Origin of the sequence: Nostoc sp., from assembly GCF_036917135.1 — a bacterium.
Classification (GTDB): Bacteria; Cyanobacteriota; Cyanobacteriia; order Cyanobacteriales; family Nostocaceae; genus Nostoc.
Map to the genome: position 1 here is coordinate 1 of NZ_JBALEA010000045.1, position 23,276 is coordinate 23,276.

Sequence of the window (23,276 nt, forward strand, 5' to 3'; positions counted from 1 at the left end):
CTAGCTATAGATAACAGAAAACTATCTCTATTCATGCTTGAATAACTGGTCAACCCTTGAAATTGCTTTTTTATGACTTTTTCAGCAACCCCTAGCTAGTTAAAATTTAATTATTCGTTTCAATAACTCTAAAATCTATTTCAAAAAGTAGCTGTTCTTCATCACCAAAGCTGCCTTGAATCATATTGTGCCAGCTATTCCTGTTTCATTAATCCGAAATATAAACACCGGAGTATTCGGGTGATGCTGGCGAGACTTATTTATAGCAGCTAATTCATCTGTATCAATGAAATAATCTCCACTTTCAGGCTCAACAGCCATATACCAGTTGTAGTGAGTTTTGATTAACTCTGGTTTAACTCGGTCAAAAATAACTTTACAGCGTTGGTAAAATGCCTCTTGTTCAGCTTTCCATTGAGCTTTTTTTTCTTCTATCGCTGATGTCACTCTATATTAAATCTTTGTAACTTGCGCTCCCATCGGAAATACAAACTTTCCCCATCCACCTCATCTGTCTCTTCACTTTCATCAATGAGGTCTTGGTTTTTCTCCTCTAATTCGCGCATATACTGCCTGAGTATACCCCCAACAGCGATCGCTCTACTTTTATGTAGCTGACGGGTTAACTCTAAAAACCATTCTCTATCACCCACTAAATCTGACTCTTTTACCTGATACTTGAGAATTTCAGGGATAAGTAGTGACGGGTTATGATGTTTAGCGATCGCGCTAGTATGAACAACAGGCTTGTAATCAATCCGTAAGCACTGCTGCCATAACGCTACCCATTTGGCATGAGAAAGATAGCCATGACTGAAATACGAAGGCGGCACCATTGCCAAAATATGTAAATGCGGGTGTGCTGAGACTCCATTTTTACCTTTAGTTACTTCTGTGGATTTTACCCAACCTTTCGCAGGCCATGTTTTCAATTCAGTAAATCGCTTAAAAGCTTTATTTATCGAATCCAAGTTTTCCCTGAGTTCCTTAATCTGGCAATTCCTGAGAGTCAAAGTAACAAATAGCCAACGGTGCTTGGGGTAATCAGTGACAACCTGTGGGAGAATTTTGTAAGCTCTTGCTTTCCACATTAGCGATCGCCGCCACTGACAAACCGGACAATGACGAACTCTACAGAATCGGGCATCTGATAGCTTTAACTTGAGAATACCTTCCGATTCCTCTGGTACTAATTGAAATTTCAGCAACTCGGAACATATTTTCATCCGCCAAGCATACTGCTGCAAATAATCTTCGTCTGCTTTGGCGTAATAATGTAAGACTTTATCAGTATTAGCTCTGTGTTTATCCCAAATTTTACCAATAGGTGAAACTTCGGTTAAGCTTTGTACATTTTGATTTTGTTGGAACTTATCTTGAGACGATAGATTAAAAGCAATAAAGTTACTGTCTGAGGCTTGAGCAGACACGAAATTACCAAATCAGTTTGTATCAACGTCCCAAATTAACGCAAGTTATACGGTCAAGCCTCAGTAAAAGTATTTAAGTAAATCAGATGTGATGACAATTTATAATTATTACTCCATGCATAAATGCGCTTTTTTGTCTCCATTAATAAACAATGGTGCAAGTACTCATTAATTACGAACTTGTGCCGAGCGACTTGTACTGAGCGTAGTCGAAGTAAGTCGAGGTATTACGAATTAGTATTCTCATCGGGCGCTTCAAACTTATAACCATAGCCCCGCACAGTTTTAATAAACTCCGGTAAGCTGGCATCAACTTCCATCTTCTTACGCAACTGACCAATATGCACATCAACCACCCGTCCATCTCCTGCGTAGTCGCAACCCCAAATTTTTTGGATTAGCTGTGGGCGACTCCAAGCCTGATTAGGATGACTTGCCAAAAAATGTAAGATATTAAATTCCAGCGCTGTTAAGGCGAGAGGTTTATCGTTAAGTGTTACCTCTCGACTCTCTGGGTTAATTGCTAGGTGCTTGAAAACGATACGTTGGGTTGGGGAGGCGTTGATGTAGCGTATCCGCCTTAAAAGAGCTTCTACTCTAACTTCAACTTCTGCAAGACTAAATGGTTTACTCATGAAATCATCAGCACCTGCGCTTAGGATTTTAATTTTATCAGCTTCGTCAGTCCTACTAGTCAGTATCAGCACTAAAACATTAGTACGACTCTGCATTTGTTGGCAGAGGCTATAACCAGTCACATCCGGCAAATTCCAATCCAGAATTACTAAAGCCGGGTTGAATTGTTCAAACAACGATAAGGCAGTCTTACCATCTGCTGCCGACTCTATTTGATATTTCCGACTTAAAAAACGATAGACGAGATTTCGCACACCGAAATCGTCATCGACGATCAGAATTTTGGGAGTAGTAGGGGGAATCATAACCATAATGCTGCCTATTGTTGATTGGGCGATTCGCTGTTGCGCCAGTTTTGCCTTACGTGTTTCTGTTGAGAGTGTATTCACGCGCGTCTCTGGTGAGTGCGATCGCTACTGTAGTACTTGTACACAACTAATTTGCCATGAAGTTTATGAAAACTTCAGCCATCGGAATGCTTGTAAAATGTATAATTATCTTATGTTTTTTGTATGATTTTGAATTTGCATTGGATATTTTTAACTTTCATACTTAAAAAAAGTGTAATTTAAGACCATTTTCATAATCGCAAATAGTCCACATAAACACCAAACGCCACGAAAATTGCTACAACTTTGGAAGATCAACGCACTGCCTGATTGATTAGATATCTACAAATGCTCACAAACCAAGCTATAAGCCAATCTAGATTTTAAACTCCTACTTACCCAACTGGTATGTCTTCTTCAAGAGAATCTACGAAAATTTACTCTGATGCATTTACACGTAGCTAGACTCTTAAGCATATACTATACTACAAGTTTCATGACAAGCCAAGATTGAGGACGATAGATTACAGAATTTTCTAAGCTGGCTGAATCAAAAATCTAGTTCAGTCTCTACGCACTACAAAGCAGCAGCTATTCGTGGCTTTTACCTCCTTTGCGTTGAGCGAAGTTCTGACAATATGCGTCACGCCTTTGTCTATACTTCTGGTTATGACCTTGAGTATGTCCTTGTTGGTAACATAGCTTTTGACCCTGACCTTGCTCTTGATGAGTTTCTGTAGCGATCGCTGATATTGCAAAGGTACGCAATTCTTATATTAATAACTGAATATTTTTCATTTTCAACTAATGTTTTTTATCAACTCATTGTTTTGACGTAGCAGTGCTACCTCTCTACAAGGGTTCTGGGTAACGCATATTTAATTTCACCAGATGTCTATTAGGCAGCTTAGATCCCCGACTTCTTGAAGAAGTCGGGGATCTAACTAACTCCTACACAGATTGCTATATCTGAGGAGAGAGTTAGAGGAGATTCATACCAGCGAAAGAGCAATTAAATACATTCAGTTCGCTAAATTGCTATTAATATCGTCAGCAAGGAATAATTATGGCTAATAATTTAGTAGGCGGCATCATTCCCCCACAGCCACCAATAGAAGCACAATCTGATGTTCAGGTCTTGAAGACTCGTCTGGAATGGGGCGAACCAGCTTTTACAATCTTGGATGTGCGCGATCGCACTACCTTCAATCAAGGGCACATTATGGGAGCAATGCCAATGCCAGTAGATGAATTGGTAGAGCGTGCAGTACCTTCCTTGAATAAGAGCCGTGATATTTACGTTTACGGTGCCAATGAAGAAGAAACGGCTCAAGCTGCACAACAACTGCGTTCTAATGGATTTGAGCGTGTCTCTCAACTCAAAGGTGGTCTTGCTGCATGGAAGGAGATCGGTGGACCAACAGAAGGCATTATTGAATCAAAAACTCCCCCTGGTGCAGATGACTACAACGTTGTAGATCGGCTAAAAAATCACCAAGAAAATCTGCAAAAGGGAGGAAGTAGCGCCACAGAAGCCGTTAAGAAGGGAGTTAGTAATCTCAAGGAAGGCATTCAAGAAGGAGCAAGCAACCTGAAGGAAGGCATTCAAGAAGGAGCAAGCAACTTGAAGGAAGGCATTCAAGAAGGAGTTAGTAATATCAAGGAAGGTGTTAGTGAATCTAAAAACCCTAGAAACACTGATGATTCCAATGTTTGATATTAGGCGAAAATAACTTAGTTTTGAGGGTTTTTAGTAAGGACTTAAGTGCTTAGGAAACAAAGACCAAAGTCCTTACTACGAACTAGTTATCTATCAATTTCAACTTGAAAGATTACTAAATTGGGTTGTTGAGAAATGAAAGTTTTTTGTCCCCATTCCCCTTTGATCAATGTTCAAACAAATCTTTAAATTGCAACAAATCTAATGAAACTATTGTTGGCAGAAATTCAAAACATTCTTGAGCAATTTGCCAACGTTCTTCCCGTTTGAGCATTTCTATTAGCTTCTGCTGCACACTAAGTAAGTAGCGCACATCATTGGCAGCATAACTTAGTTGAGTTTCAGATAAGCTACCGGCGTTACCCCAATCAGAACTTTGAGAACTTTTATCCAGTTCCACTTGTTCTAACTCTTGCACCACATCTTTGAGTCCGTGGCGATTTGTGTAAGTGCGGGCTAATTTACTGGCAATTTTGGTGCAAAAAACAGGCTTAACCTGAATCCCCAGATTGGCTCGCAAAGTGGCAAGGTCAAATCGAGCAAAGTGAAACACTTTCACAATATTGACTGCTTCCAAGAGTTTTTTTAAGTTGGGGGCATCAACTTGTCCTTTAGCGATGCGAATTGCAGTCACTTTCCCTTCTGGGTTGCACAGTTGCACCAGACACAAGCGATCGCGCAGGGGCAATAATCCCATCGTTTCGGTATCAACTGCGATCGCGGTAGATTCTAAATACTGGCTAAGGGCTGCGTCACTAAGATCGCGATCGCTCACCTGAAAATCTTGTAATGTCATGAAATGTTCAAAAATAATAGCAGTGTCCAGCAAACAAAAGTCTTGTCAGACACTACATTATTATTGGGCAAAAAAACCAGAAATTAAATCTATCTAGTGCGAAAAAACATTTGTGTCAGGTAGACTTCGCCTTGATTATTAGTAGCAACCCCAATTCCAGTCAGGTTGTAATTTCCTTTAAGATTCTTTAGATGTCCAGGACTGTTGATCCAACCAGTAACAGCTTCCTCCACGGGGTTGCTATATCCCCGATTGAAAGCAACATTTTCCGCCGCACTGTTGTAACGAATAGGGATAGCTTTGACTCGCGCTTCAAACCCGTGATGGCTAAAAGGGGTTTTGCCTTTAGCCATATTTTGACTATGAATTCTAGCCTGTCGAGTCATACTTACATTTAAGGTCAACTTTGGCAGTCCTTTAGAAGCTCGATATCGATTAATTTCGTCAAATACTGATTTTTCTAACTCAGTAGTTTTAAAAGTAGGAGTCGATATTGCAACCTGACTAGAAAAAAGCGACAACAGCTTATTACGGGTGGATGTATTCGTAGAAGTATGATTTGGTATCGGAACAGTCGTTAATCCACTAGCAAGGACAAGCGCACTTAAAGCGATGCCAAAAGCAGTTTGTCGGAACATGGAGAATTGCGTAATGTGTAGAGATATAAGACTTATACTCTAGCTCATTGTTCCGAAGATATATACCACGAAACTATTAAGTGTTGATGAATTTTGGCAGTTTGGCTACATCCTTTACAAGGGACATAAATAATCATTTCCAATGGTCAATCTTTTAATAGGTCAGCTTCATGGAAATCACGGTTAACTTTGCTGAGAATTTAAGATTTTCATGAACTAATATAGTATTCAATAGACAAATGTCATTGAAACTACATTATAGACATCTGGTGAAATTAAATGTGCGTTATCCAGAATCCTTGTAGAGACGTAGCATTGCTACATATCTACACTGATTTTTAACAAAATGTCTAATAGGGAATTGGGAGAATTCAAAGCCTCTCTTCTGGAAAGAAGGAGATCAGAATATTAAGTTGCACATCGCGTCAAACCTATGAGCGAATGAACATTTGTGTGAAGTAAATTTCGCCTTGACTATTCTTGGCGACACCAATCCCCGTCTTATTATAATTACCTCTGATATTAGCAAGATGCCCTGGACTTTTGAGCCAGCCCTGAACAGCTACTGTGGCAGGATCGCTATATCCCTGATTGAAAGCAACATTTTCACCAGCTGCTTTGTAAGAAATACCGGTTGCTATAACACGCTGTGCAAATCCATTATGTCCGAAGGGAACTGTACGATTAGCCATGTTCTGACTGTGAATCCTAACTTGATTATCTATGGCAGAATTACGAGTCAGCGCTGGTAGCCCTTGGGAAGCTCTATAGTTATTAATTTGGTTGAAAATCGACTGTTCTAGAGTAGCAGTGTCGATGTTGGATGCCGCAATTTTAACAGTACTATTTGATACAGGTAAAGAAGTCGGCGTAAAAGTTGGATTTGTTATGGGAGTAGCGATCGCACCACTACTGAGAACAAGAGTTCCTAAAAATACACTGTAAAATATTGTCTTGATCATTTACTCGAAGTAAAGTTTTAGACAATCTAACCAACTAATATCAATGTGACAAATTGCTTATAGGTCTGTATAGCTCTATTTATGCCGTTTTAGGTTCAAAAACTACCAACAAACGTTTAGATTCACAATCTTACGAAAAAATAGTGCTGTTTAATAAGTAATTGTCTTCTACCATTAGTATGATTGTTTTTATCCCAGATTCGACACCGAGGTTATCACATAGTGTAATTACTAGATTTCTTTTGCTTTTTTAGTTCTAGCTTATGATTATTTATCTCTAACATTAAGTTATTTTACTGATATTAAGTATACTTAATAGCCTTTAATGCGTCTAAGCGTCAGTAAAAACCGATTGTCAGAGTTTAAGATGCGGAATATATAATATAAATTGCATGGATTTATTCAGCAAAATTTCTGCGTGATTTCAACTAGCTTTGTTTGAGAGCTATTTTTACTCCACTGCTGGAGAAGTTTCGGCAGATGTAATTAAGATATATATCGAAGACCCTCATCATAATTAACGCTCTTCTATAACTCTGGAGAGAGAATAATCCAGAGGATTGGAAATCGCGTTGCATAATCAAGGCGCTCATGTTGCCCACCCCACAGGATGTTGAGAAAATTTTAATATGCAAATTAGATGTGTTTTAACTTAAAAGAGCCTTAATATTGAATGCGAATAAATTCGCCGTTGGTACTTCCTCCACTGCCTTAAGTCAAGTGGAGGAAGTGCCGTTCGGGGTTCTTCATGTAAGTACGTTACGGTAGCATCACGTGTTGGAATTATTGATCCAATATGGCTTTTTCCCCAATATTTTACGTAGGTTTACGCTGGATCTAATAACTTTACTACCGTCTGTACATCCTTATCACCGCGTCCAGAGCAGTTAATTACAATTCGAGGACTGTCGGTTAGCTGGGGACAGAGGGTTTCGAGGTAGGCGATCGCATGGGCTGTTTCCAATGCTGGGATAATTCCCTCCAATTTGGATAATCGCTGGAATGCTGCCAAAGCCTCTGCATCTGTCACACTATAGTATTCGGCACGACCAATATCCTTCAAATAGCTATGTTCTGGTCCCACACCGGGATAATCTAACCCGGCACTAATTGAGTGTGCCTCAATGATTTGCCCATCTTCATCTTGCAGCAGGTAGCTCATGGCTCCGTGCAATACACCAACTCGTCCTTTTGTCAAGGTTGCTGCGTGTTTTTCCGTATTGACACCTTCTCCAGCTGCCTCAACTCCAATGAACCGTATAGAAGACTCATTCATAAACTCATAAAATAGTCCCATCGCATTGGAACCACCACCCACACAAGCCAAGAGAATATCAGGCAATACACCCCACTTTTCCATTGCTTGAGCGCGGGTTTCTTGGCCGATTACTGCATGGAAATCACGTACCATCATCGGGTAAGGATGAGGACCGGCTACCGAACCCAAGATGTAGTGAGTCGTTTCTACATTTGTCACCCAATCCCGGATTGCTTCAGAAGTAGCATCCTTCAAAGTTCCCGTTCCCGCTTCCACCGGACGCACTTCTGCCCCCATCAGCCGCATTCTGAACACATTCAACGCTTGGCGTTCCATATCATGAACGCCCATATAAATGACGCATTCCAACCCAAAACGAGCGCAAACTGTGGCTGTAGCAACTCCATGTTGTCCAGCCCCCGTTTCGGCAATAATTCGTTGCTTACCCATACGTTTCGCCAACAATACCTGACCAAGGGCATTATTGATTTTGTGAGCGCCAGTATGATTTAAATCTTCACGTTTTAAGTAAATTTGCGGTCCCGTGCGATCGGGTCGAGCATAATGAGCAGTTAGGCGTTCAGCGAAATATAATGGTGTCGCACGTCCCACATAGTCTCGTAACAGTTGCTGTAGTTCTGCTTGAAAACCAGGGTCATTGCGGTATTGCTGATAAGCTGTTTCTAATTCAGCAAGGGCAGGCATGAGCGTTTCAGGTACATACTTACCGCCAAAGCGTCCAAAGCGGCCTAGCGTATCTGGAACCTGAGCAGTTGAACTTGGAGATAGGGGAGTGGTAGTCACAGGCTGTTTTCGATGACGGGAATGACTTAATTATTATAGAAAGTCTGGGGCATATATGGGGACTGGGGACTGGGGACTGGGGACTGGGAACTGGGAACTGGGAACTAAATTGTTCGTTGATATTCAATGCCTAATGCCCAATACTTCGGCTACGCTCAGTACAAGTGCCCAGTGCCCAATTACTTTAAATCCCTTGCAATGGATTTGTGATGTTAGTCTAGAAATTGATATGCCAGCAGAATGGTTGCGTAGAAGTTTCCACTGCCTTTGAAATTTTTCTTAAACATTCATTTTATGTCTTCTTCAAATCCCAAATCTTCCGATAAAGGCTTTGTCTACCGCGAATTTGGCAACGACAATTCTGCCGCCACAGAAAGACCAGTGCCAGAACTGCCCCCACAACAACAAAATCTCAAAGTACAAGCTTCCCGTAAAGGACGCAAAGGGAAAACCGTCACAGTGATTAGCGGTTTTCAAGCCAAACCGGAAACCTTGGCAGATTTGGTGAAGCAGTTGAAAAACCAGTGTGGGACAGGTGGGACAATTAAAGATGATGAGATTGAAATTCAGGGTGAACACAAGCAAAAAATTGTCGAGATTTTGATCAAGTTAGGTTATAAGGCCAAAATTAGCGGTGGCTAATCTTGAGTGCGGTTTACCGCATCTTAACCGTGACCTACATTGAGAGAGGAAATGTTATCTTTGAAAGGTACAAATATGCTTGAGCAGTGGTGAATCAGTTCGCCAACAAGCTATTTTTTCTGAGATTAATAGGAGGTTTAAATGGATTTAGTTCGGATTTTGTGTGCCATTTTCCTGCCACCTTTGGGAGTTTTTTTACAAGTAGGTTTTGGTATAGACTTTTGGATTAATATAGTTTTGACGCTTTTAGGTTACATTCCTGGGATTATTCATGCAGTGTGGATAATTGCTAAGAAATAATTCTTTTTGGGGTAGATTGGAGGCTCTGCATCCAGTGACAAATTGAGTCGGAGCCTCAATTAATGCATTTGCATACAGAGCATGGAAATGAAGAAAAAAGCCAATATTTCCAGGGCTTTGTTGGGTTGCGATTTGCTGAACCTAACCTACAATTTTAATTTTTCACAAAGCCAAGGGTATTGGTTTATAACTTTGACTTAGCTATGAAAATATTGTAGGAAAAATAACTATCTATTCTACTTTAAATAAAAATTTTAAAGACCAGATTTATTAAGTCTATAGTGTGGGCTTTTGTGTGACTAGTAATACCGAATTAGCTCTCATTTTTTAACATCGCATAGAGTCTAAACTCCAAAAGTAAGGGGCAGATGTGCAATTGCCATTGCACAGTTGAGACGTTCAAATCTTTGATTAACCCAGTGCGTATATCTAGTACCCAGCCATGAACTATAGGCGCTTTTCGCTGATGGAGTACCTGACGCATGATGGAAGTTTGATAAAGATTTTTCACTTGCGCTACAACATTGATTTCTGCCAAACGATTTAGACGTTCTTCTCTTGTTGGTAAGGTATCAATTTCTGCTTGTTTCTCTAAATACAGTTCCCGAATCGGATTTACCCAGTTATCAAGAATTCCGATGGTTCTACCTTCTAAAGCTGCCTTAATTCCTCCGCAATCGTAGTGACCACAAACAATAATGTGTTCCACTTTCAGATGTAAAATTGCGTATTCTAAAACAGCTAAAAAGTTTATATCCGTTAGAGAAACCTGATTGGCAATATTACGATGTACAAATAACTCTCCTGGTTCTGTACGGGTAAAACTTGTTAATGCCAGACGACTATCAGAACACCCAATGTATAGAAAAGGTGGTGTTTGTCCGCTAGATAATTCTTCAAAGTAAGTTGGGTCTATAGCTAGCTTTTCGGCAACCCAAGCCTGATTATTTCTGAAGAGTTCATCAATGTTGTTATATTTCATTTTTCGTCAAATTTGAGACAGAATATCGCGGTTATCGTACCCTGCGGGAAGCTGCTACGCGTCTATGGATGCAATGCACTCTGAACTCACTTCCATTCCTCTCTCCTAAAAGGAAAGAGGCTTGGAATCTTACTCCCGAACGCTAGTAGGCAAGGGGTTGGAGGTTAGGTCTGTATTGAACTCAGTTGAGAACTGCTATATGATCAATATTTTAGCTGATCTAAAGTTTGCTCTAAATCAAGATGAACTTTTTCAGAGCTATAATTTTATAAAGATGACAATTTTTCCTACAAGATTAATATAACTTTTGTATAAATTGTAAAAATCTAAGTTAGTAATTAGAGATAGAATAACTATGTATAACTTGAGTAAACTAGCTAAATAAACTAAAATCTGAGCGTTGTGACTGCGAATTTTAAATCTTTATCTAGTTTAGATGTTTTTGCAAAGCAGAGAAAGTTTTGTAACCATAATCTATGTAAATCTTTTGAAATCACACCCCAAACTGTGCATTTGAGTCAAGCAATTGTGGCGGAAGTTTTGAGTACTGTCCCTTTCAATAGACAAATACCCTTTCTGATGATGGGAAGCTAACTTAACAAAGATGCCAAATTTGAGGTTGAGATATTAATTGATCAGCTTCAATCGGGGGCGACAACTTTGCTCTCGTGATGATGGTTGATTGACCAACGGTGATCAATACTGACAGAGGAAAATTCGCAAATTTCTTCTAGTCGCTTTTGCTGGACAGCAGCTTTACGGAGAGTAATAATTAGCTGATTCACCTGATACCGTAAATCGGGATTATCATTTACTGCTAACATGGTTTGTCTTTCTAAGAGTTGAAGTATAAGTTCGTAGTGAATAGGTGAAGGTAGAGGAATTTGCTCCATAAAGTTAAATTTTGATTTCATATTTGGGATTTTGTATTAGTCACACTTTCTCTCTTGTAAATAAATTGTTACATAATAAAGAACTAGTTACTTATGGCTTTGATTTGATAGCAATGAAGATTTGGCAAAGATATTGATGATATTTGACAGCAAAGTGCTGCGTGTCTACGCATAGTATGCCCGATTACCCAATTATTGGGTGCAGTTGTCCTGCGCCCGTTAGGGCATGAGAGGTATAACTTTTCAGAAATTCCCTGGTAATATACGTGCGATCGCAGCGCCGGGATCTGGTTGTTTTACCAAAGATTCTCCAATGAGTACAGCAGATGCACCTGCTGTCATCACCAAATTCAAATCCTCTGGATTGTGTAGTCCTGACTCGCTGACAACAAGGATGTTTTTCTCCTGCAATTGGCTACCCCTTGCAGCTAAAAGTTTGCAAGTAGTTTGCAGATCAACAGAGAAATCTTCTAAATTGCGATTATTGATTCCAACCAACGAGACGCCATCCAAGGCTAACACACGGTCAAGTTCTGCCAAGCTATGGACTTCAATCAAGGCTGCCATTTTCAGGTTGTTAGCGATTTTCAGGAAGTATTTCAAATCTTGATCGCCCAGGATAGCTGCAATCAAGAGAATTGCATCTGCACCTTGAACCCGCGCCAAGTATATCTGGTAAGCATAAATGATAAACTCTTTGCATAGTAGGGGCAAATCTACGGCAGCCCGAACCTTGGCTAAGTTGTCAAAACTACCTTGAAAGAACTTGACATCAGTCAGCACAGAAAGACAACTTGCTTTGCCTTGCTGATAAGATAGGGCGATCGCTACTGGGTCAAAATCTTCTCTTAAAACGCCTTTGCTTGGTGAAGCTTTTTTGACTTCGGCAATCAATGCTGGCTTAGTCTTACCTTGGCGCAAGGCGGCGACAAAATCACGGGTTGGCGGCGCAGTCAGTACCTGTTTCACCAATTGTTGCAAAGGAACTTTTTCCCGCATTTGGTCATATTCTACTTCTTTTTGCCAGACAATTTCCTCCAAAATGTTGTTTGGCGCTGCATCAGGCACGACAGCCTGATAACGCAATATCGATACATCAATAGCTGGGTTAGGTGAACGGCGACGGATTTGCATGATTGGGGACTGGGGATTGGGGACTGGGGATTGGGGACTGGGGATTGGGGACTTGTACTTCGGCTTACCTCGGCTCCGCTCGGCACAAGTCGCTCAGTACAAGTCGCCAATCCCTAAATAGCGATCGCTCGTTTATAAGCTTCGTCCAAGACTTCCGAGAGTGTCGGGTGGGCGTGAACTAGATGTGCGAGGCTTTGAACTGATTGACGGTTGGCGATCGCGGCTGACGCTTCATGAATTAAGTCTGAGGCGTGCAGTCCAAAAATGTGAACGCCTAAGACTTCTCCGGTGTCTTTGCGATATATCACTTTGGCAATACCGTCAGCTTCGTTTTCTGCTAACGCTTTGGAATTCCCTTTGAAGTAACTCCGACTTGTGGCGATTTCAAACCCTTCGGTTTGTCCCAATTCCTTTGCTGCGGTTTCTGTTAAGCCTACATAGCTGACTTCGGGGTGGGTAAATGCTGCTGCGGGGATGCTGCGATAGTCTACTATTCTTTCCCTCCCAACTATGTTTTCTACCGCAATGACACCTTGAGCAGAAGCCGCATGTGCTAACATCATCTTTCCATTAGCATCACCAATTGCCCACAAATGCGGCACGACTTCACCTGCTGATAGTACTGCCATGCGATCGTCAACTGGGATAAAATTCCGCCGATCGACTTCCACACCCACAGACTCTAAACCGAGATTTTTGGTCACTGGGATGCGTCCCGTAGCCACCAAGCAAGCATCTACTTCGATGACATCTACATCCTCTTTGGTTTTGAAATCTGCTAATTCAATCACCACAGGTGAGCCTGGGGTGACTTTTTTGGCGTATATCCCCACTTTCGTTTCAATATCGCGCGGAGTAATTAGCACCCGTTCGGCAAGTTTGGCAATATCGCGGTCAAATCCTGGCATTAACTGATCTAGGGCTTCAATCATGGTGATTTCGCAACCCAAAGCGGAGTAAATATCCGAAAATTCCAAGCCGATATAACCACTGCCAATAATCGCCACCCAGTCTGGTAACGACTCTAATTTGACACCTTGATCGCTGGTAAAGACAGTTTTGCCGTCTACTTCAATCCCTGGAGGTATAAAAGGAATTGAACCAGGTGAAAGGATGATGTCTTTGGCTGTAATGGTTTTTTCACCGCCGTCTCCAGCGATCGAGACTTTTTGCGCCCCAGCGATTTTTCCCCAACCCCTGATGATATCGACTCCTAGACGTTTCAGGCTGTTGGTTAAGTCGCCTTGAATTTTCGAGACGAGATTAGCAGCATGATTAGCGATCGCTTGGCGATCGAATTCCACGCTACCAACTTGAATTCCCAGTGACTTGAGGTGGTGGGCATTGCGTAACTCCCGCACACGTCCAGATGCTGCCAGCAGCGCTTTAGAAGGAATACAGCCCCGATTAACACAGGTTCCTCCCATATCAGCAGCTTCAATAATCGCTGTTTTCAAACCACAACTTACGGCGTGTAAGGCTGCGCCATGTCCGCCTACACCAGCGCCGATAATTACTAAATCGTAATCATATCCTTGAGTCACGTTAGTTTCCCCGTCTGCTTCGCCTATTTATTCTCAACTTGACCGACAATCAGCGCAACCCTTTTAACAGTTATCAGTTATCAGTTTTATCGCTGAACTCTAAATCCCTCACCTTACACTACCCTGACTGTTTACTGTTGACTGTTCACTGATTTCAGGTTCGGGTGTTGTTAACTCAAATTATGATTCGCTCACTTCTGGCGAAAATATGGATGTTTTCATTATATGGGTTGGTTTTCCTAGAAAAGCGACAATAAATTAGGTGAGTATTTGCAGGGTAATCTACCTGATTCCTAGTTTTGAGCTAGTTAATCAATAAAAATTGCAGTCTCATCCAGACTCCCAATGCCCAATACAACTCTTGGAAAGGCTGCGCCAACGGTTTCTCTACGAGACGCTACGCTCAGTACAAGTCCCCAATCCCTAATCCCCAATACTTCGGCTTACCTCGGCTCCGCTCGGCACAAGTCGCTCAGTACAAGTCCCCAATGCCCATAAATTTGAATTTCTTTACAGTGCGTTAGCCTAACACTAAGCTGGATTTAGGATTGATCCAGAGGATTTACACAGGCGATCGCTCGATGTCTATTCCCCAAATTAGTGAATTTACTATCCGCCGTCATGCCAACGCCAAATCTTTCCAGCGAGGCGAGGCATACTATGAAGTTGGTGCTGTCAATGCTATTACCTTACGTGGTCATCTGCTTCAGGCAGATGTTGCAGGCAGTCAAGCTAGACCTTATCATGTCAATTTGAGTTTCGATAGCAGTGGGTTAACTTCAGTCAACTGCACGTGTGCCTACGACCTTGATGGGTGGTGCAAACACATTGTAGCGACCATGCTCGTCTGTGCGCGTAACTCAGAATGTATTGAGCAGCGCCCGACTTTAGAAGAATTACTCGATCGCCTAGATTATATCCAAACCCAAAGACTGCTGCAAGAGTTGGTAGCAGAATACCCACCATTGATTGAGGCGATTGATCGCCATGTTAGTTGGATGACGAATCCTGCTGACAAGCAAATAACGATAAAATCTCTGCGCCGCAGTACTCTTGATCCGGCTCCCTTTCGGCGGCAAGTCCGGCAGATTCTCAAGGATACTGTGCGCTACTTTGAGGAGGGGTATGAAGAAGACCCGATTGCCGAAGACTTGCTGAGTGTGGTGCAAACGGCGGTAGATTTTAGCGAACGGGGAGAAGGTGAAAATGCGATCGCTATTTTGTCAGCGATTACTTCTACCTGTGCGGAAAATTGGGATGATGTTGCCGAATACGGTGCTGAAAACGATGAAATTGTCGGGGAATTGAATAATGCTTGGTGTGAAGCAATTCTCAGTGTGGAACTCACCCCAGAGGAAAAAGTTGATATCCAAATAAATTTAGAAGCTTGGCAAGATCAGTGGAATGCTGATTTTGGCCTAGTTATGGAAGCTTTACGCCAAGGTTGGGATTATCCACCATTGTTACAAGTTCTTCAAGGTAATATCACTGAAAGAGGAGCTTGGGAAGAAGACGTGCCAGATTATGCAGATGATTTGGCATTAATTCGCCTGAAAATTCTCGAAGGTCAGGAACGTTATCAAGAATACCTATACTTAGCACAAGCAGAAGGGCAAACCCAGCAATATCTCACAATGTTGGGGCGTTTAGGTAGGGTAGAAGAAGCGATTGATGCTGCTCAAACCCAGATGAACTCAATGGAAGAAGCCTTTGCCCTAGGGAAAACACTCAGTAAACAAGGGGCATTAGAGCAAGCACTAGATATAGCCCAGAGTGGATTAAATTTACCGGGTAATTGTCAGTACGAGTTGGGAATTTGGACAAGTGATTTGGCTGTGGAGTTGGGTAATCGTGAAGCTGCTTTATTAGCAATCAAGGCGGCTTTTCAAATCAAGCCTTCCTTGGTTGACTACCAAAAGATGGCAGAATTGGCTGGTGAAAACTGGGAAAGTGTCAAAACAGACCTGCTGACAATTGTCCGTACTTATAGTGGTTGGGGAATAGAATCAGCCAAGGTGAATATATTTTTGCATGAAGGGCTAATTGATGATGCAATTGCGATCGCTAATGAACTCAGTTCTAATTATTCAGAGTTGATTCACCAAGTCATGAATGCTGCCATCTCTCACAATCCTAGTTGGGTGATTGCTAATGCTTGTCGCCGTGCTGAAAAAATTATGGATGCAGGTAAAGCCGAATACTACTGCTACGCGGTTGAATGGTTAAAAAAAGCGCGTAATGCCTACTTGGAATCTGGGAAGAAAGCTGACTGGTTAAGCTATCGAGAAAACTTGATGCAAACCCACGCTCGTAAACGTAAATTAATGGGAATGTTTAAGCAAAGGGCTATGGAATAAGGATTATTGTGATTAAAAAATGAATTAGAGGCTGAAGAAACTCGATCATGTTCCCCCAGGCGCAGATAATTTCAACAGATATCCTTGCTGATGCAGCTCGAACACTATCGATACTTGGACTTACGCAAGTGTCACAAAAAAATCGGATTTGTAGTTTGTAGTAAGCGGCTCTAGCCCTTATTTTGAGGACTTTAGTCCTCACTACAAACTGAAAATAATATGCCAGTTGCGTAAGTCCTGGATACTTTGAAGTCTGCATTGACCGAAAAATCAAACGATACAGAGCAACTAAATTTTGTCTCGTTGTCTCGTTCCTAAATTTTCACGTTACAGCACTTTGCAAGTAAATGAAGTACACATCTTAATCTGATCAATCTTGTGGGGTGGGCATCCTGCCCGCCCTTGTGTATTTCATTCAGATCAAATGTGCTGTATGTAGAAAAGCCACAAAAAACCTAACCCACTCTCAATACGGTTCGGTTAAGCTTTAAGGCGTATTACAGCGATTTTCAGGTAAATGAACCACAAATAGACCTCATATCATGTCCCCTTGAATACTTACTAAACCCGAAGAACCCCACCCCGCCAAAGCTGTGCTTTGTCTCCCCTCCCGAAGAACTCTTAGGGGCTGGGGGTGTGGTGCAATGACTGTGGGAATCATCACTAATTATCTGGACTTGATATCACTTCCATTCCTCTCTCCTACGTTCGCGTAGAGGCACTTCTCTACGAGACGCTACGCGAACGTCTGAAATGTCTTTAATTTTGAATTTTGAATTTTGAATTGTTAACTGGTTTTTGGTTTAACCGAACTGTATTGGGAGAGTACATGATAATTGTTGTTTTGAGCGATGAATCGCTCACTACGAATTAGGATTTTATTTGGAAATCTCTTATATCTATGCAATTCGTGACGAGGAATTATGAATTATTCGGTTAAATAATATGAAATACTAAATACAAATATTGCTAAGAGAACAGGAATCATTTTACTAAAGTCTATTCGCTTTTTTTGAACCATTTCTAAACAAGACATCACAATCATCAGAGGCCAGAAGATAGTTGTTATGAAAAACATCACAACCGATAAAAATCTATCTTCTGGAGTGGAAGTAGGATGATGTCGGGAAAATATTAACCAATCACTTAAAAAATAGCATGACATTAATAAATAACCAATAGTTAAAGTCATCTGTATCTGATTCACCGTGAGTACTCCTGAAATTATGTGAGGTTGACCAAATATCATCCGTACCAAGTTATAACACATTTGGTTTTATACCTTGCCCTGATAATTTCTAATGTCTTTATAGCGGTTCTCAATTGCAATAGCTAAAAGGGCGGTTGGAAACCGCGTCTACACAGGCAAAACCCGCCTGCGCGGGTTAAAAGACCTTAATTTTCTCTTGGCGTGCTGGAGGCATCATTCTATTCGTCGAGGCTTAAGTTGGCACCAATGAGCATTGCTGTGCCTAGATGTTGTCATCCAAAGGAGAACTACTATATACTTCTGCAATATAATTAAGCGGTCTTAAAAAATCGAATAATTTCGCGGACATGATCGAGAAATTGCCCGTCGGTGGAAAGTTGCGCGATCGCATTTCTGGCTTCTCTGGCCAAACGCTCATGTTCTGTTTGATTTGTCGCCCGTAATTCTTCCAAGTTAGCCGCAATCCGGGCTAAATCTCTACGAGTCTCTTCAGCAAAGCGTTGTTGTGTTGCGGTTAATGAATAGGGTTGTTCTGGGTTGAGTTGATCTTCTAATGACTGGATTTTTTGTTCCAATATAGAGAAGCGATCGCGCAGTTCAAAAATATCTTCGCGGGGATACTTCCATTCTTGGCGAATCATCGCTAACCGTGCATATAAATACTCATAAGCGCGAATCGCTGGACGCAGTATTGTTAATAACAAAGCTGCACCAGAACTTATATACCCAACCGTACTAATCCCAGTGGCAGCAAGGGTATAAAGACCAACGGCTGAGAATAAGTGTAAAGCAATTGCAACCCAGAGCGATCGCTTGGCCAAAACTGTGACATACTTCACTTGTTTCTGATCGACTGCAATTCCTTTCTCAGTTGATTGTGCTGCTTCTGCTAAGACTTCTTTGGCTTGAAAATGCACATTCCACGGTACGGTAACAATTACCAACAGCCACCAAAAACTTGCACCACCAATCACCCAGTCAAGAAAGTTACCAGCAGGGATGTGCAACCATTGCAGTAAGCCAAAAGCCGCCAGCACCACAATCACAATTCCAGCAATGGAACTGATAAAAAAGTTAATATACATCTTGCCCCTGTCTTTGTTGAAATTATCACTTCGATCATGAATGTGCGATCGCAGTTATACGTAAATCCTTGTGATGGTTTTTCTAGTTGCACACACCACATTTTCGATATGGCAAAAATATTGCTGTAAAAATATTTTTGAAATTTGCATAAGTTTCTGTTCCAACTCAGATATGTATCTAGAGTAAGTGGTTTGGTGTAGAAAAATATGGTTCTTCAGTAGGTGTTATGCTGAAATTTTAATTAAATCCCAAAATTTCCCTTTAAAATCAAGGCTTACAGGCGATTATAAACTCGATTTCAGCACTAAGACTCAAATGGTAATCATAATGCCTGTTATTATTGCCCAATAAGGGTTTAAAACTTATTTACAGACATTTTTAGCATAACAGGTACGGAAGAGCCTTAATATTTTCAAATCTCAGATTGATTTAGATAAGTCTGGAATTTGCTTTTTCAAACCTAAAAATAATTCATTAGCAATTAGATATTTATCGAAAAATAGTTAATTATCAATCCTATTACGTCGAGAGAATATATAAGTATGAGGTTCAAAAAAACTGAACCTGATGTTCAACAAAACTCAATTTCTCAAAATTTAGGAGAACTGTCATGAATACTACAAAGATTCAAAATTTTCAAGGAACCTCAAAAGAAGGGGATTTTCAATCTGCCCTTTTGTCAGCTACCAATAAAGCGTTAGAGGCTTTAAGCAAAGGCATTTCAGATCAACGCATTGAATGGAAAATCATTGAAACATCAGGTAGCAAAGGTGGATTGTTAGGAGAGGAAACGATTACCGTGACTATAGAAGCCCAACCACATTAGTGCGATCACTCTATCTTGTAGGGACTGTGTAAAAAGTCAAGCGATCGCTCATGAAGGAAGGTCGATTTAGTGCGATCGCGCCATTATTTGCTGTCCCTTCTGCCCTCTGCCCTCTGCCCTCTGCCTTTCTTGTTAAATGATATGGTTTTTCTATTTGCACATATCAACTATTGGATGAGATAGCTACGCCAAATTGATTGAGTATTTTTACTACCTTTTTCTGGAATTAGCGATCGCCAAGTTTTACCTTCTTGCTGAATTTGCAAGTAAACGTCAAAGGGTTTTTGTGGTTGTGTCAAGCGCCGTTTTGGTAACTTAATAATCAAGTCGTAGGTTCCCCGAACGCGGAAAGCTGGTAAATTTTCAATAGTTAGGGGTTGTTCTTGGGTAATTGATAGCCCCTTGATTTCAAATCCTTGAAAATCTAGATCCAACTGTTGGCTCAGTTTTTGTTGAGTTTGTTCTAGCCCAAGTGCGATCGCTTTTTGCACTAACTCGCTAGTGGGTAGCAGCCCAATACTGCCACAAGCTGTCACTAACACTAGCAATATTGCTGTCAAAACTAACCGCACCATGTTATTCCTGAGATTCCACTTATGAGCGATAGTATAACTGTAGATTCTCTTAATTCTCTTATCTACCATGCCAAAACAGTCTATAGGTCTTGATAACCAACTCTACAATTATCTTTTATCCGTTTCGCTACGAGAGCCAGAGATTCTTAGGAAGTTGCGCCAAGAAACCGCCAGTCATCCCCGGGGTGGAATGCAGATTTCACCAGAACAAGGGCAGTTTATGAGCCTTCTGGTACAGTTAATTGGAGCGAAGAAAACCCTAGAAGTTGGAGTGTTTACGGGTTATAGCTCCCTTTCTGTAGCTTTGGCACTACCGGCTGATGGGAAAATTATCGCTTGTGATGTGAGTGAAGAATTTACTGCGATCGCCCGGCGATATTGGCAAGAAGCCGGGGTTGCTGAGAAAATCGATCTCCGATTGGCACCAGCTTTAGAAACTTTAGATCAGCTATTGGCAGATGGGCAAGGCGAGGCCTTTGATTTTGCCTTTATTGATGCTGATAAAGAAAATTATGATGGATATTACGAGCGATCGCTGCAATTAGTGCGTCCAGGTGGATTGATTGCGATCGATAATGTTTTATGGTCAGGACAAGTTGCCCAGGAGCAAATTCAAGATGAAAGCACCCAAGCAATCCGGGCGCTCAACAAAAAGTTACATCATGACGAACGTGTAACACTCTCCCTTGTCCCCATCGCCGATGGACTGACTCTAGCCATCAAGCGACCTTAGTATAGTTTTAACTCAATTTACTCACAAATTATCTAAATAACGCGATGTGCAACTTATTCTTGAAACCCCACTTCCATTCCTCTCCCCGAAGCGGAGAGAGGCTTTAAGTCTTGCTCCCCTTCCCTTGTAGGGAAGGGGCTGGGGGTTAGGTTTGAGAGCAAGTTGCACACCGCGTTAAATAAGAGCCGAAACTCTAATTTATACGTAGGGGCAATTCATGAATTGCCTCTACTCCGTGTTTTACTTCTGTTGACTTAGAAGTTGTAGCCAACTCCGAATTGTAGTCCGACATCAGTATCATTCAAAAAAGCAGCATTTACACCACCCGTCAGTGTAAATTTAGAACCAAGAGGAACATCTACACCACCAGTTAGCAGTAATCCAAAATCAGTATCGTTATTAGCTGCAATGGCTACACCAGCACCCACATAAGGAGATATAGAGAACGTTTCATTATCCACCGAACCTCCTCTGCGGGGAGACCAATCTAAAGTCAAGGGAACTAGAAACAGTGTATTATCCCCAAATATTACCGATGGTCGTACTGATATATTGCGTGTCAGACCAACTTTGCTGATGACTGCAAAGTTGCCGTCGCTCAGAGCTCTATCATTGCCGAGCAAACCAATGTTACCAGCAACTCCGATATAGCTTCTGCCACCACGAGTAGCTCTACCTACTGTTACATCAGGTGTTGTACCTGTACTTCCTGTTGGTGGCTGATTTAACTTACTGATATTAACATCAGGCGGAATCAAGACTTGGTTAATTGCATGGATAATACCATTGCTAGCTTTAACGTCCGCCTGGATAACTCTGGCATTATTCACCGAGACTTGATTGTTAGCGCGATCGATTTGAATATTTACAGGTTTATCTTCAACGGTTTTCAGTTCCCCAGAAGAGAGTTGACTAGCAGTTACCGCACCAGGAAGCACATGATATCTCAAAATCTTAATCAATGCTTCTCTGTTTTCTGGTTGCTGCAACTCTTGTAAGGTAGCAGCAGGTAAAGCAGCAAATGCTTGATCGGTGGGAGCGAAGACTGTATAAGGGCCAGCTTGTTGAAGAACATCAGCTAAACCTGATGTCTTTAATAAAGAAGTCAGAGTTGTAAAAGAACTACTGGATGCAGCAAGAGCAACAATATCACTACTGGTTGGAGTTCCAGCGACAACATACTGACTAGCCGGAAGGTTGCTAGCAATGGGTTGTACCCGTCCCTGCTTAACTAAAGCTTGATATAATAGTGCCGCAGCTTCAGCACGAGTTAAAGACTGTTGCGGATTGAGTTGTTTTACATCCGGGTAATTCACAACAAGATTACCTACTGTGGCAGCAGCGACACTATTAACAGCATAGTTAGGGATAGCTGAAGCGTCGTTGTAGAAACTACTGAGAGTATTCGCATCGCCACCAGACAAACCCAAGCCATTACTTAAAGAAACAATCCCCTGCACTCTAGGAATTTCTTGATTTGGTTTAAATACGTTCCCAGGATAGCCTGCCAAGAATCCAGTTTCGTAGGCGTTTTGAATTGCAGAAGCCGCCCAATAGTTAGCAGGAACATCACTAAATCCACCAGAACTTAATTGCCGAACTCGGCTTTGGCTACTGAAGGCTTTTTGAATCAAGGCGGCAAATTCAGCACGAGTCACAGGTTGATTCGGTCTGAAAGTACCATCAGGAAAGCCAGCAATTACGTTATTGTCGGCTAGGGCTTGAATGAAGGGACGCGCCCAATAATCTGAGGAAACATCAGACAGGTTAGCTGTTGAAGTTGGTGATGGTGTAGCCGATGGTGTAGATGGAACAGTATTTTGAGATAAAGCTGGTGCAGAAATTACAATGGGAGCGATTGTGGCAGTTGTCATTCCCAGAACTAGGAAAGCAATCTTTGTTGATGACCAACGAGACAAACTAGACATGGAAATATCCTCTTTTCAATTTCTTGGGTTGAGTATTAGAAAATACACGATGCAGGGTTAAGTGAATACAAATATCCAGATCATTGGTTGGTTGCCTCGATATGGAAACCAGAAATGAAACCCGTTAACTCTGGAAAATTAAAATGTGGGACATTATGAGTAGCTGCTCTAACATCTCATAACATCAAGACTTACGCAAACAATAGCCGAAACCCTGATTTCCATCGGGGGCAATTCAGGAATTGCCCCTGAGTGCGTGTAGTTTTGCGTAATTCCTATTTTTTTTTTAAGAACCGCAGATCACACTAAATATAAGCAGCGACACCGTGGCGATCTGATCTGTTGCAATAATAAAGATAATTAATGCAAGGAGGCGATTTTATTAGTTCTAAAATTGCAGTCAAGCAGTAAAATAATTGGCCTTTCATAGCCGTCTCTTTATAATTGCCGAGGAGGGTTAGTGCCGTCAAACTTAATGTATCATGATCTTTAG

Annotated in this window: 22 protein-coding genes and 1 pseudogene; 6 read left to right on the forward strand and 17 right to left on the reverse strand. The window is 41.5% G+C overall.

The annotated features are described in order from the left end of the window. Positions 1-180: 180 nt before the first annotated feature. From V7K50_RS13610 to V7K50_RS13625, 4 genes are all read right to left on the reverse strand, one after another. Positions 181-447: a hypothetical protein gene (locus V7K50_RS13610; protein ID WP_334960754.1), complete on the reverse strand. Its 267-nt coding sequence runs from the start codon at positions 445-447 to the stop codon at positions 181-183. After that, positions 444-1,430, reverse strand: a complete 987-nt coding sequence (locus tag V7K50_RS13615) for a protein rep (RefSeq protein ID WP_334960756.1) — start codon at positions 1,428-1,430, stop codon at positions 444-446. Before V7K50_RS13615 ends, V7K50_RS13610 begins: the two co-directional genes overlap by 4 nt. 227 nt (positions 1,431-1,657) lie before the next feature. Next, positions 1,658-2,377 (reverse strand): response regulator transcription factor, encoded by a 720-nt coding sequence (locus V7K50_RS13620; protein WP_334960866.1) that lies wholly within the window; start codon positions 2,375-2,377, stop codon positions 1,658-1,660. A gap of 609 nt (positions 2,378-2,986) precedes the next feature. Then, positions 2,987-3,163: a hypothetical protein gene (locus tag V7K50_RS13625; protein WP_334960758.1), complete on the reverse strand. Its 177-nt coding sequence runs from the start codon at positions 3,161-3,163 to the stop codon at positions 2,987-2,989. Between the two features lie 298 nt (positions 3,164-3,461). Here V7K50_RS13625 and V7K50_RS13630 point away from each other — a divergent pair. Beyond that, a pseudogene (locus V7K50_RS13630) lies at positions 3,462-3,908 on the forward strand (rhodanese-like domain-containing protein); the annotation flags it as partial. Between the two features lie 373 nt (positions 3,909-4,281). On the opposite strand, the gene V7K50_RS13635 reads toward V7K50_RS13630, so the two are convergent. The 4 genes from V7K50_RS13635 to trpB form a co-directional block, all read right to left on the reverse strand. Further along, the gene (locus V7K50_RS13635) at positions 4,282-4,911 is read right to left on the reverse strand and encodes a ribonuclease D (RefSeq protein WP_334960760.1); all 630 of its coding nucleotides are present in this window, start codon (positions 4,909-4,911) and stop codon (positions 4,282-4,284) included. Between the two features lie 89 nt (positions 4,912-5,000). Then, positions 5,001-5,549 carry a CAP domain-containing protein gene (locus V7K50_RS13640; protein ID WP_334960762.1) on the reverse strand — a complete coding sequence of 183 codons (549 nt, stop codon included), beginning with the start codon at positions 5,547-5,549 and terminating at the stop codon, positions 5,001-5,003. A 431-nt stretch (positions 5,550-5,980) separates the two neighbouring features. Next, on the reverse strand, positions 5,981-6,511 hold the full coding sequence (locus V7K50_RS13645; protein ID WP_334960764.1) for a CAP domain-containing protein: 531 nt from the start codon (positions 6,509-6,511) through the stop codon (positions 5,981-5,983). Positions 6,512-7,337: 826 nt separating this feature from the next. Next, positions 7,338-8,573: a tryptophan synthase subunit beta gene (trpB, locus tag V7K50_RS13650; RefSeq protein WP_334960766.1), complete on the reverse strand. Its 1,236-nt coding sequence runs from the start codon at positions 8,571-8,573 to the stop codon at positions 7,338-7,340. A 294-nt stretch (positions 8,574-8,867) separates the two neighbouring features. Here trpB and V7K50_RS13655 point away from each other — a divergent pair, with 294 nt between their 5' ends. Then, positions 8,868-9,215, forward strand: coding sequence for a translation initiation factor (locus V7K50_RS13655; RefSeq protein WP_334960768.1), 348 nt, complete (start codon positions 8,868-8,870; stop codon positions 9,213-9,215). A gap of 141 nt (positions 9,216-9,356) precedes the next feature. Next, a complete protein-coding gene (locus tag V7K50_RS13660) occupies positions 9,357-9,515 on the forward strand; it encodes a YqaE/Pmp3 family membrane protein (RefSeq protein WP_334960770.1) in 159 nt (52 codons plus the stop codon). 313 nt (positions 9,516-9,828) lie between these two features. Here the strand turns inward: V7K50_RS13660 and V7K50_RS13665 are convergent, their stop codons facing one another. From V7K50_RS13665 to lpdA, 4 genes are all read right to left on the reverse strand, one after another. Next, positions 9,829-10,497 (reverse strand): carbonic anhydrase, encoded by a 669-nt coding sequence (locus V7K50_RS13665; RefSeq protein ID WP_334960772.1) that lies wholly within the window; start codon positions 10,495-10,497, stop codon positions 9,829-9,831. A 641-nt stretch (positions 10,498-11,138) separates the two neighbouring features. Then, the gene (locus V7K50_RS13670) at positions 11,139-11,390 is read right to left on the reverse strand and encodes a DUF5340 domain-containing protein (RefSeq protein ID WP_334802081.1); all 252 of its coding nucleotides are present in this window, start codon (positions 11,388-11,390) and stop codon (positions 11,139-11,141) included. Positions 11,391-11,633: 243 nt separating this feature from the next. After that, a complete protein-coding gene (gene trpC, locus V7K50_RS13675; protein WP_334960774.1) occupies positions 11,634-12,524 on the reverse strand; it encodes an indole-3-glycerol phosphate synthase TrpC in 891 nt (296 codons plus the stop codon). 113 nt (positions 12,525-12,637) lie between these two features. Next, positions 12,638-14,068 carry a dihydrolipoyl dehydrogenase gene (lpdA, locus tag V7K50_RS13680; RefSeq protein WP_334960776.1) on the reverse strand — a complete coding sequence of 477 codons (1,431 nt, stop codon included), beginning with the start codon at positions 14,066-14,068 and terminating at the stop codon, positions 12,638-12,640. A gap of 581 nt (positions 14,069-14,649) precedes the next feature. Between lpdA and V7K50_RS13685 the strand changes: the two genes are divergently transcribed. Then, a complete protein-coding gene (locus V7K50_RS13685; RefSeq protein ID WP_334960868.1) occupies positions 14,650-16,425 on the forward strand; it encodes an SWIM zinc finger family protein in 1,776 nt (591 codons plus the stop codon). A 928-nt stretch (positions 16,426-17,353) separates the two neighbouring features. Here the strand turns inward: V7K50_RS13685 and V7K50_RS13690 are convergent. Beyond that, positions 17,354-17,695 carry a hypothetical protein gene (locus V7K50_RS13690; protein WP_334960778.1) on the reverse strand — a complete coding sequence of 114 codons (342 nt, stop codon included), beginning with the start codon at positions 17,693-17,695 and terminating at the stop codon, positions 17,354-17,356. Positions 17,696-17,946: 251 nt separating this feature from the next. Then, the gene (locus V7K50_RS13695) at positions 17,947-18,720 is read right to left on the reverse strand and encodes a hypothetical protein (RefSeq protein WP_334960780.1); all 774 of its coding nucleotides are present in this window, start codon (positions 18,718-18,720) and stop codon (positions 17,947-17,949) included. A gap of 611 nt (positions 18,721-19,331) precedes the next feature. Between V7K50_RS13695 and V7K50_RS13700 the strand changes: the two genes are divergently transcribed. Beyond that, positions 19,332-19,547 carry a hypothetical protein gene (locus V7K50_RS13700; RefSeq protein WP_334960782.1) on the forward strand — a complete coding sequence of 72 codons (216 nt, stop codon included), beginning with the start codon at positions 19,332-19,334 and terminating at the stop codon, positions 19,545-19,547. 10 nt (positions 19,548-19,557) lie between these two features. Here the strand turns inward: V7K50_RS13700 and V7K50_RS13705 are convergent, their stop codons facing one another. Beyond that, positions 19,558-19,707 (reverse strand): hypothetical protein, encoded by a 150-nt coding sequence (locus tag V7K50_RS13705; RefSeq protein ID WP_334960784.1) that lies wholly within the window; start codon positions 19,705-19,707, stop codon positions 19,558-19,560. 7 nt (positions 19,708-19,714) lie between these two features. Next, positions 19,715-20,122 carry a hypothetical protein gene (locus tag V7K50_RS13710; protein WP_334960786.1) on the reverse strand — a complete coding sequence of 136 codons (408 nt, stop codon included), beginning with the start codon at positions 20,120-20,122 and terminating at the stop codon, positions 19,715-19,717. A gap of 67 nt (positions 20,123-20,189) precedes the next feature. On the opposite strand from V7K50_RS13710, the gene V7K50_RS13715 reads away from it, so the two are divergent. Continuing rightward, on the forward strand, positions 20,190-20,855 hold the full coding sequence (locus V7K50_RS13715) for a class I SAM-dependent methyltransferase (RefSeq protein ID WP_334960788.1): 666 nt from the start codon (positions 20,190-20,192) through the stop codon (positions 20,853-20,855). Positions 20,856-21,109: 254 nt separating this feature from the next. On the opposite strand, the gene V7K50_RS13720 is transcribed toward V7K50_RS13715, so the two are convergent. Then, positions 21,110-22,783, reverse strand: coding sequence for a fasciclin domain-containing protein (locus V7K50_RS13720; protein ID WP_334960790.1), 1,674 nt, complete (start codon positions 22,781-22,783; stop codon positions 21,110-21,112). Between the last annotated feature and the right edge of the window lie 493 nt (positions 22,784-23,276).

Bases quoted from the DNA above. Each gene is read 5' to 3' on its own strand.
- V7K50_RS13665 (WP_334960772.1), bottom strand. From the start codon at position 10,497: ATGAAATATAACAACATTGATGAACTCTTCAGAAATAATCAGGCTTGG.
- V7K50_RS13710 (WP_334960786.1), bottom strand. From the start codon at position 20,122: ATGGTGCGGTTAGTTTTGACAGCAATATTGCTAGTGTTAGTGACAGCT.
- V7K50_RS13660 (WP_334960770.1), top strand. From the start codon at position 9,357: ATGGATTTAGTTCGGATTTTGTGTGCCATTTTCCTGCCACCTTTGGGA.
- V7K50_RS13640 (WP_334960762.1), bottom strand. From the start codon at position 5,549: ATGTTCCGACAAACTGCTTTTGGCATCGCTTTAAGTGCGCTTGTCCTT.
- V7K50_RS13700 (WP_334960782.1), top strand. From the start codon at position 19,332: ATGAATACTACAAAGATTCAAAATTTTCAAGGAACCTCAAAAGAAGGG.
- V7K50_RS13620 (WP_334960866.1), bottom strand. From the start codon at position 2,377: ATGGTTATGATTCCCCCTACTACTCCCAAAATTCTGATCGTCGATGAC.
- trpC (WP_334960774.1), bottom strand. From the start codon at position 12,524: ATGCAAATCCGTCGCCGTTCACCTAACCCAGCTATTGATGTATCGATA.
- V7K50_RS13685 (WP_334960868.1), top strand. From the start codon at position 14,650: ATGTCTATTCCCCAAATTAGTGAATTTACTATCCGCCGTCATGCCAAC.
- V7K50_RS13720 (WP_334960790.1), bottom strand. From the start codon at position 22,783: ATGTCTAGTTTGTCTCGTTGGTCATCAACAAAGATTGCTTTCCTAGTT.
- V7K50_RS13690 (WP_334960778.1), bottom strand. From the start codon at position 17,695: ATGTGTTATAACTTGGTACGGATGATATTTGGTCAACCTCACATAATT.
- V7K50_RS13695 (WP_334960780.1), bottom strand. From the start codon at position 18,720: ATGTATATTAACTTTTTTATCAGTTCCATTGCTGGAATTGTGATTGTG.
- V7K50_RS13715 (WP_334960788.1), top strand. From the start codon at position 20,190: ATGCCAAAACAGTCTATAGGTCTTGATAACCAACTCTACAATTATCTT.
- V7K50_RS13670 (WP_334802081.1), bottom strand. From the start codon at position 11,390: ATGGAGCAAATTCCTCTACCTTCACCTATTCACTACGAACTTATACTT.
- V7K50_RS13635 (WP_334960760.1), bottom strand. From the start codon at position 4,911: ATGACATTACAAGATTTTCAGGTGAGCGATCGCGATCTTAGTGACGCA.
- V7K50_RS13655 (WP_334960768.1), top strand. From the start codon at position 8,868: ATGTCTTCTTCAAATCCCAAATCTTCCGATAAAGGCTTTGTCTACCGC.
- V7K50_RS13645 (WP_334960764.1), bottom strand. From the start codon at position 6,511: ATGATCAAGACAATATTTTACAGTGTATTTTTAGGAACTCTTGTTCTC.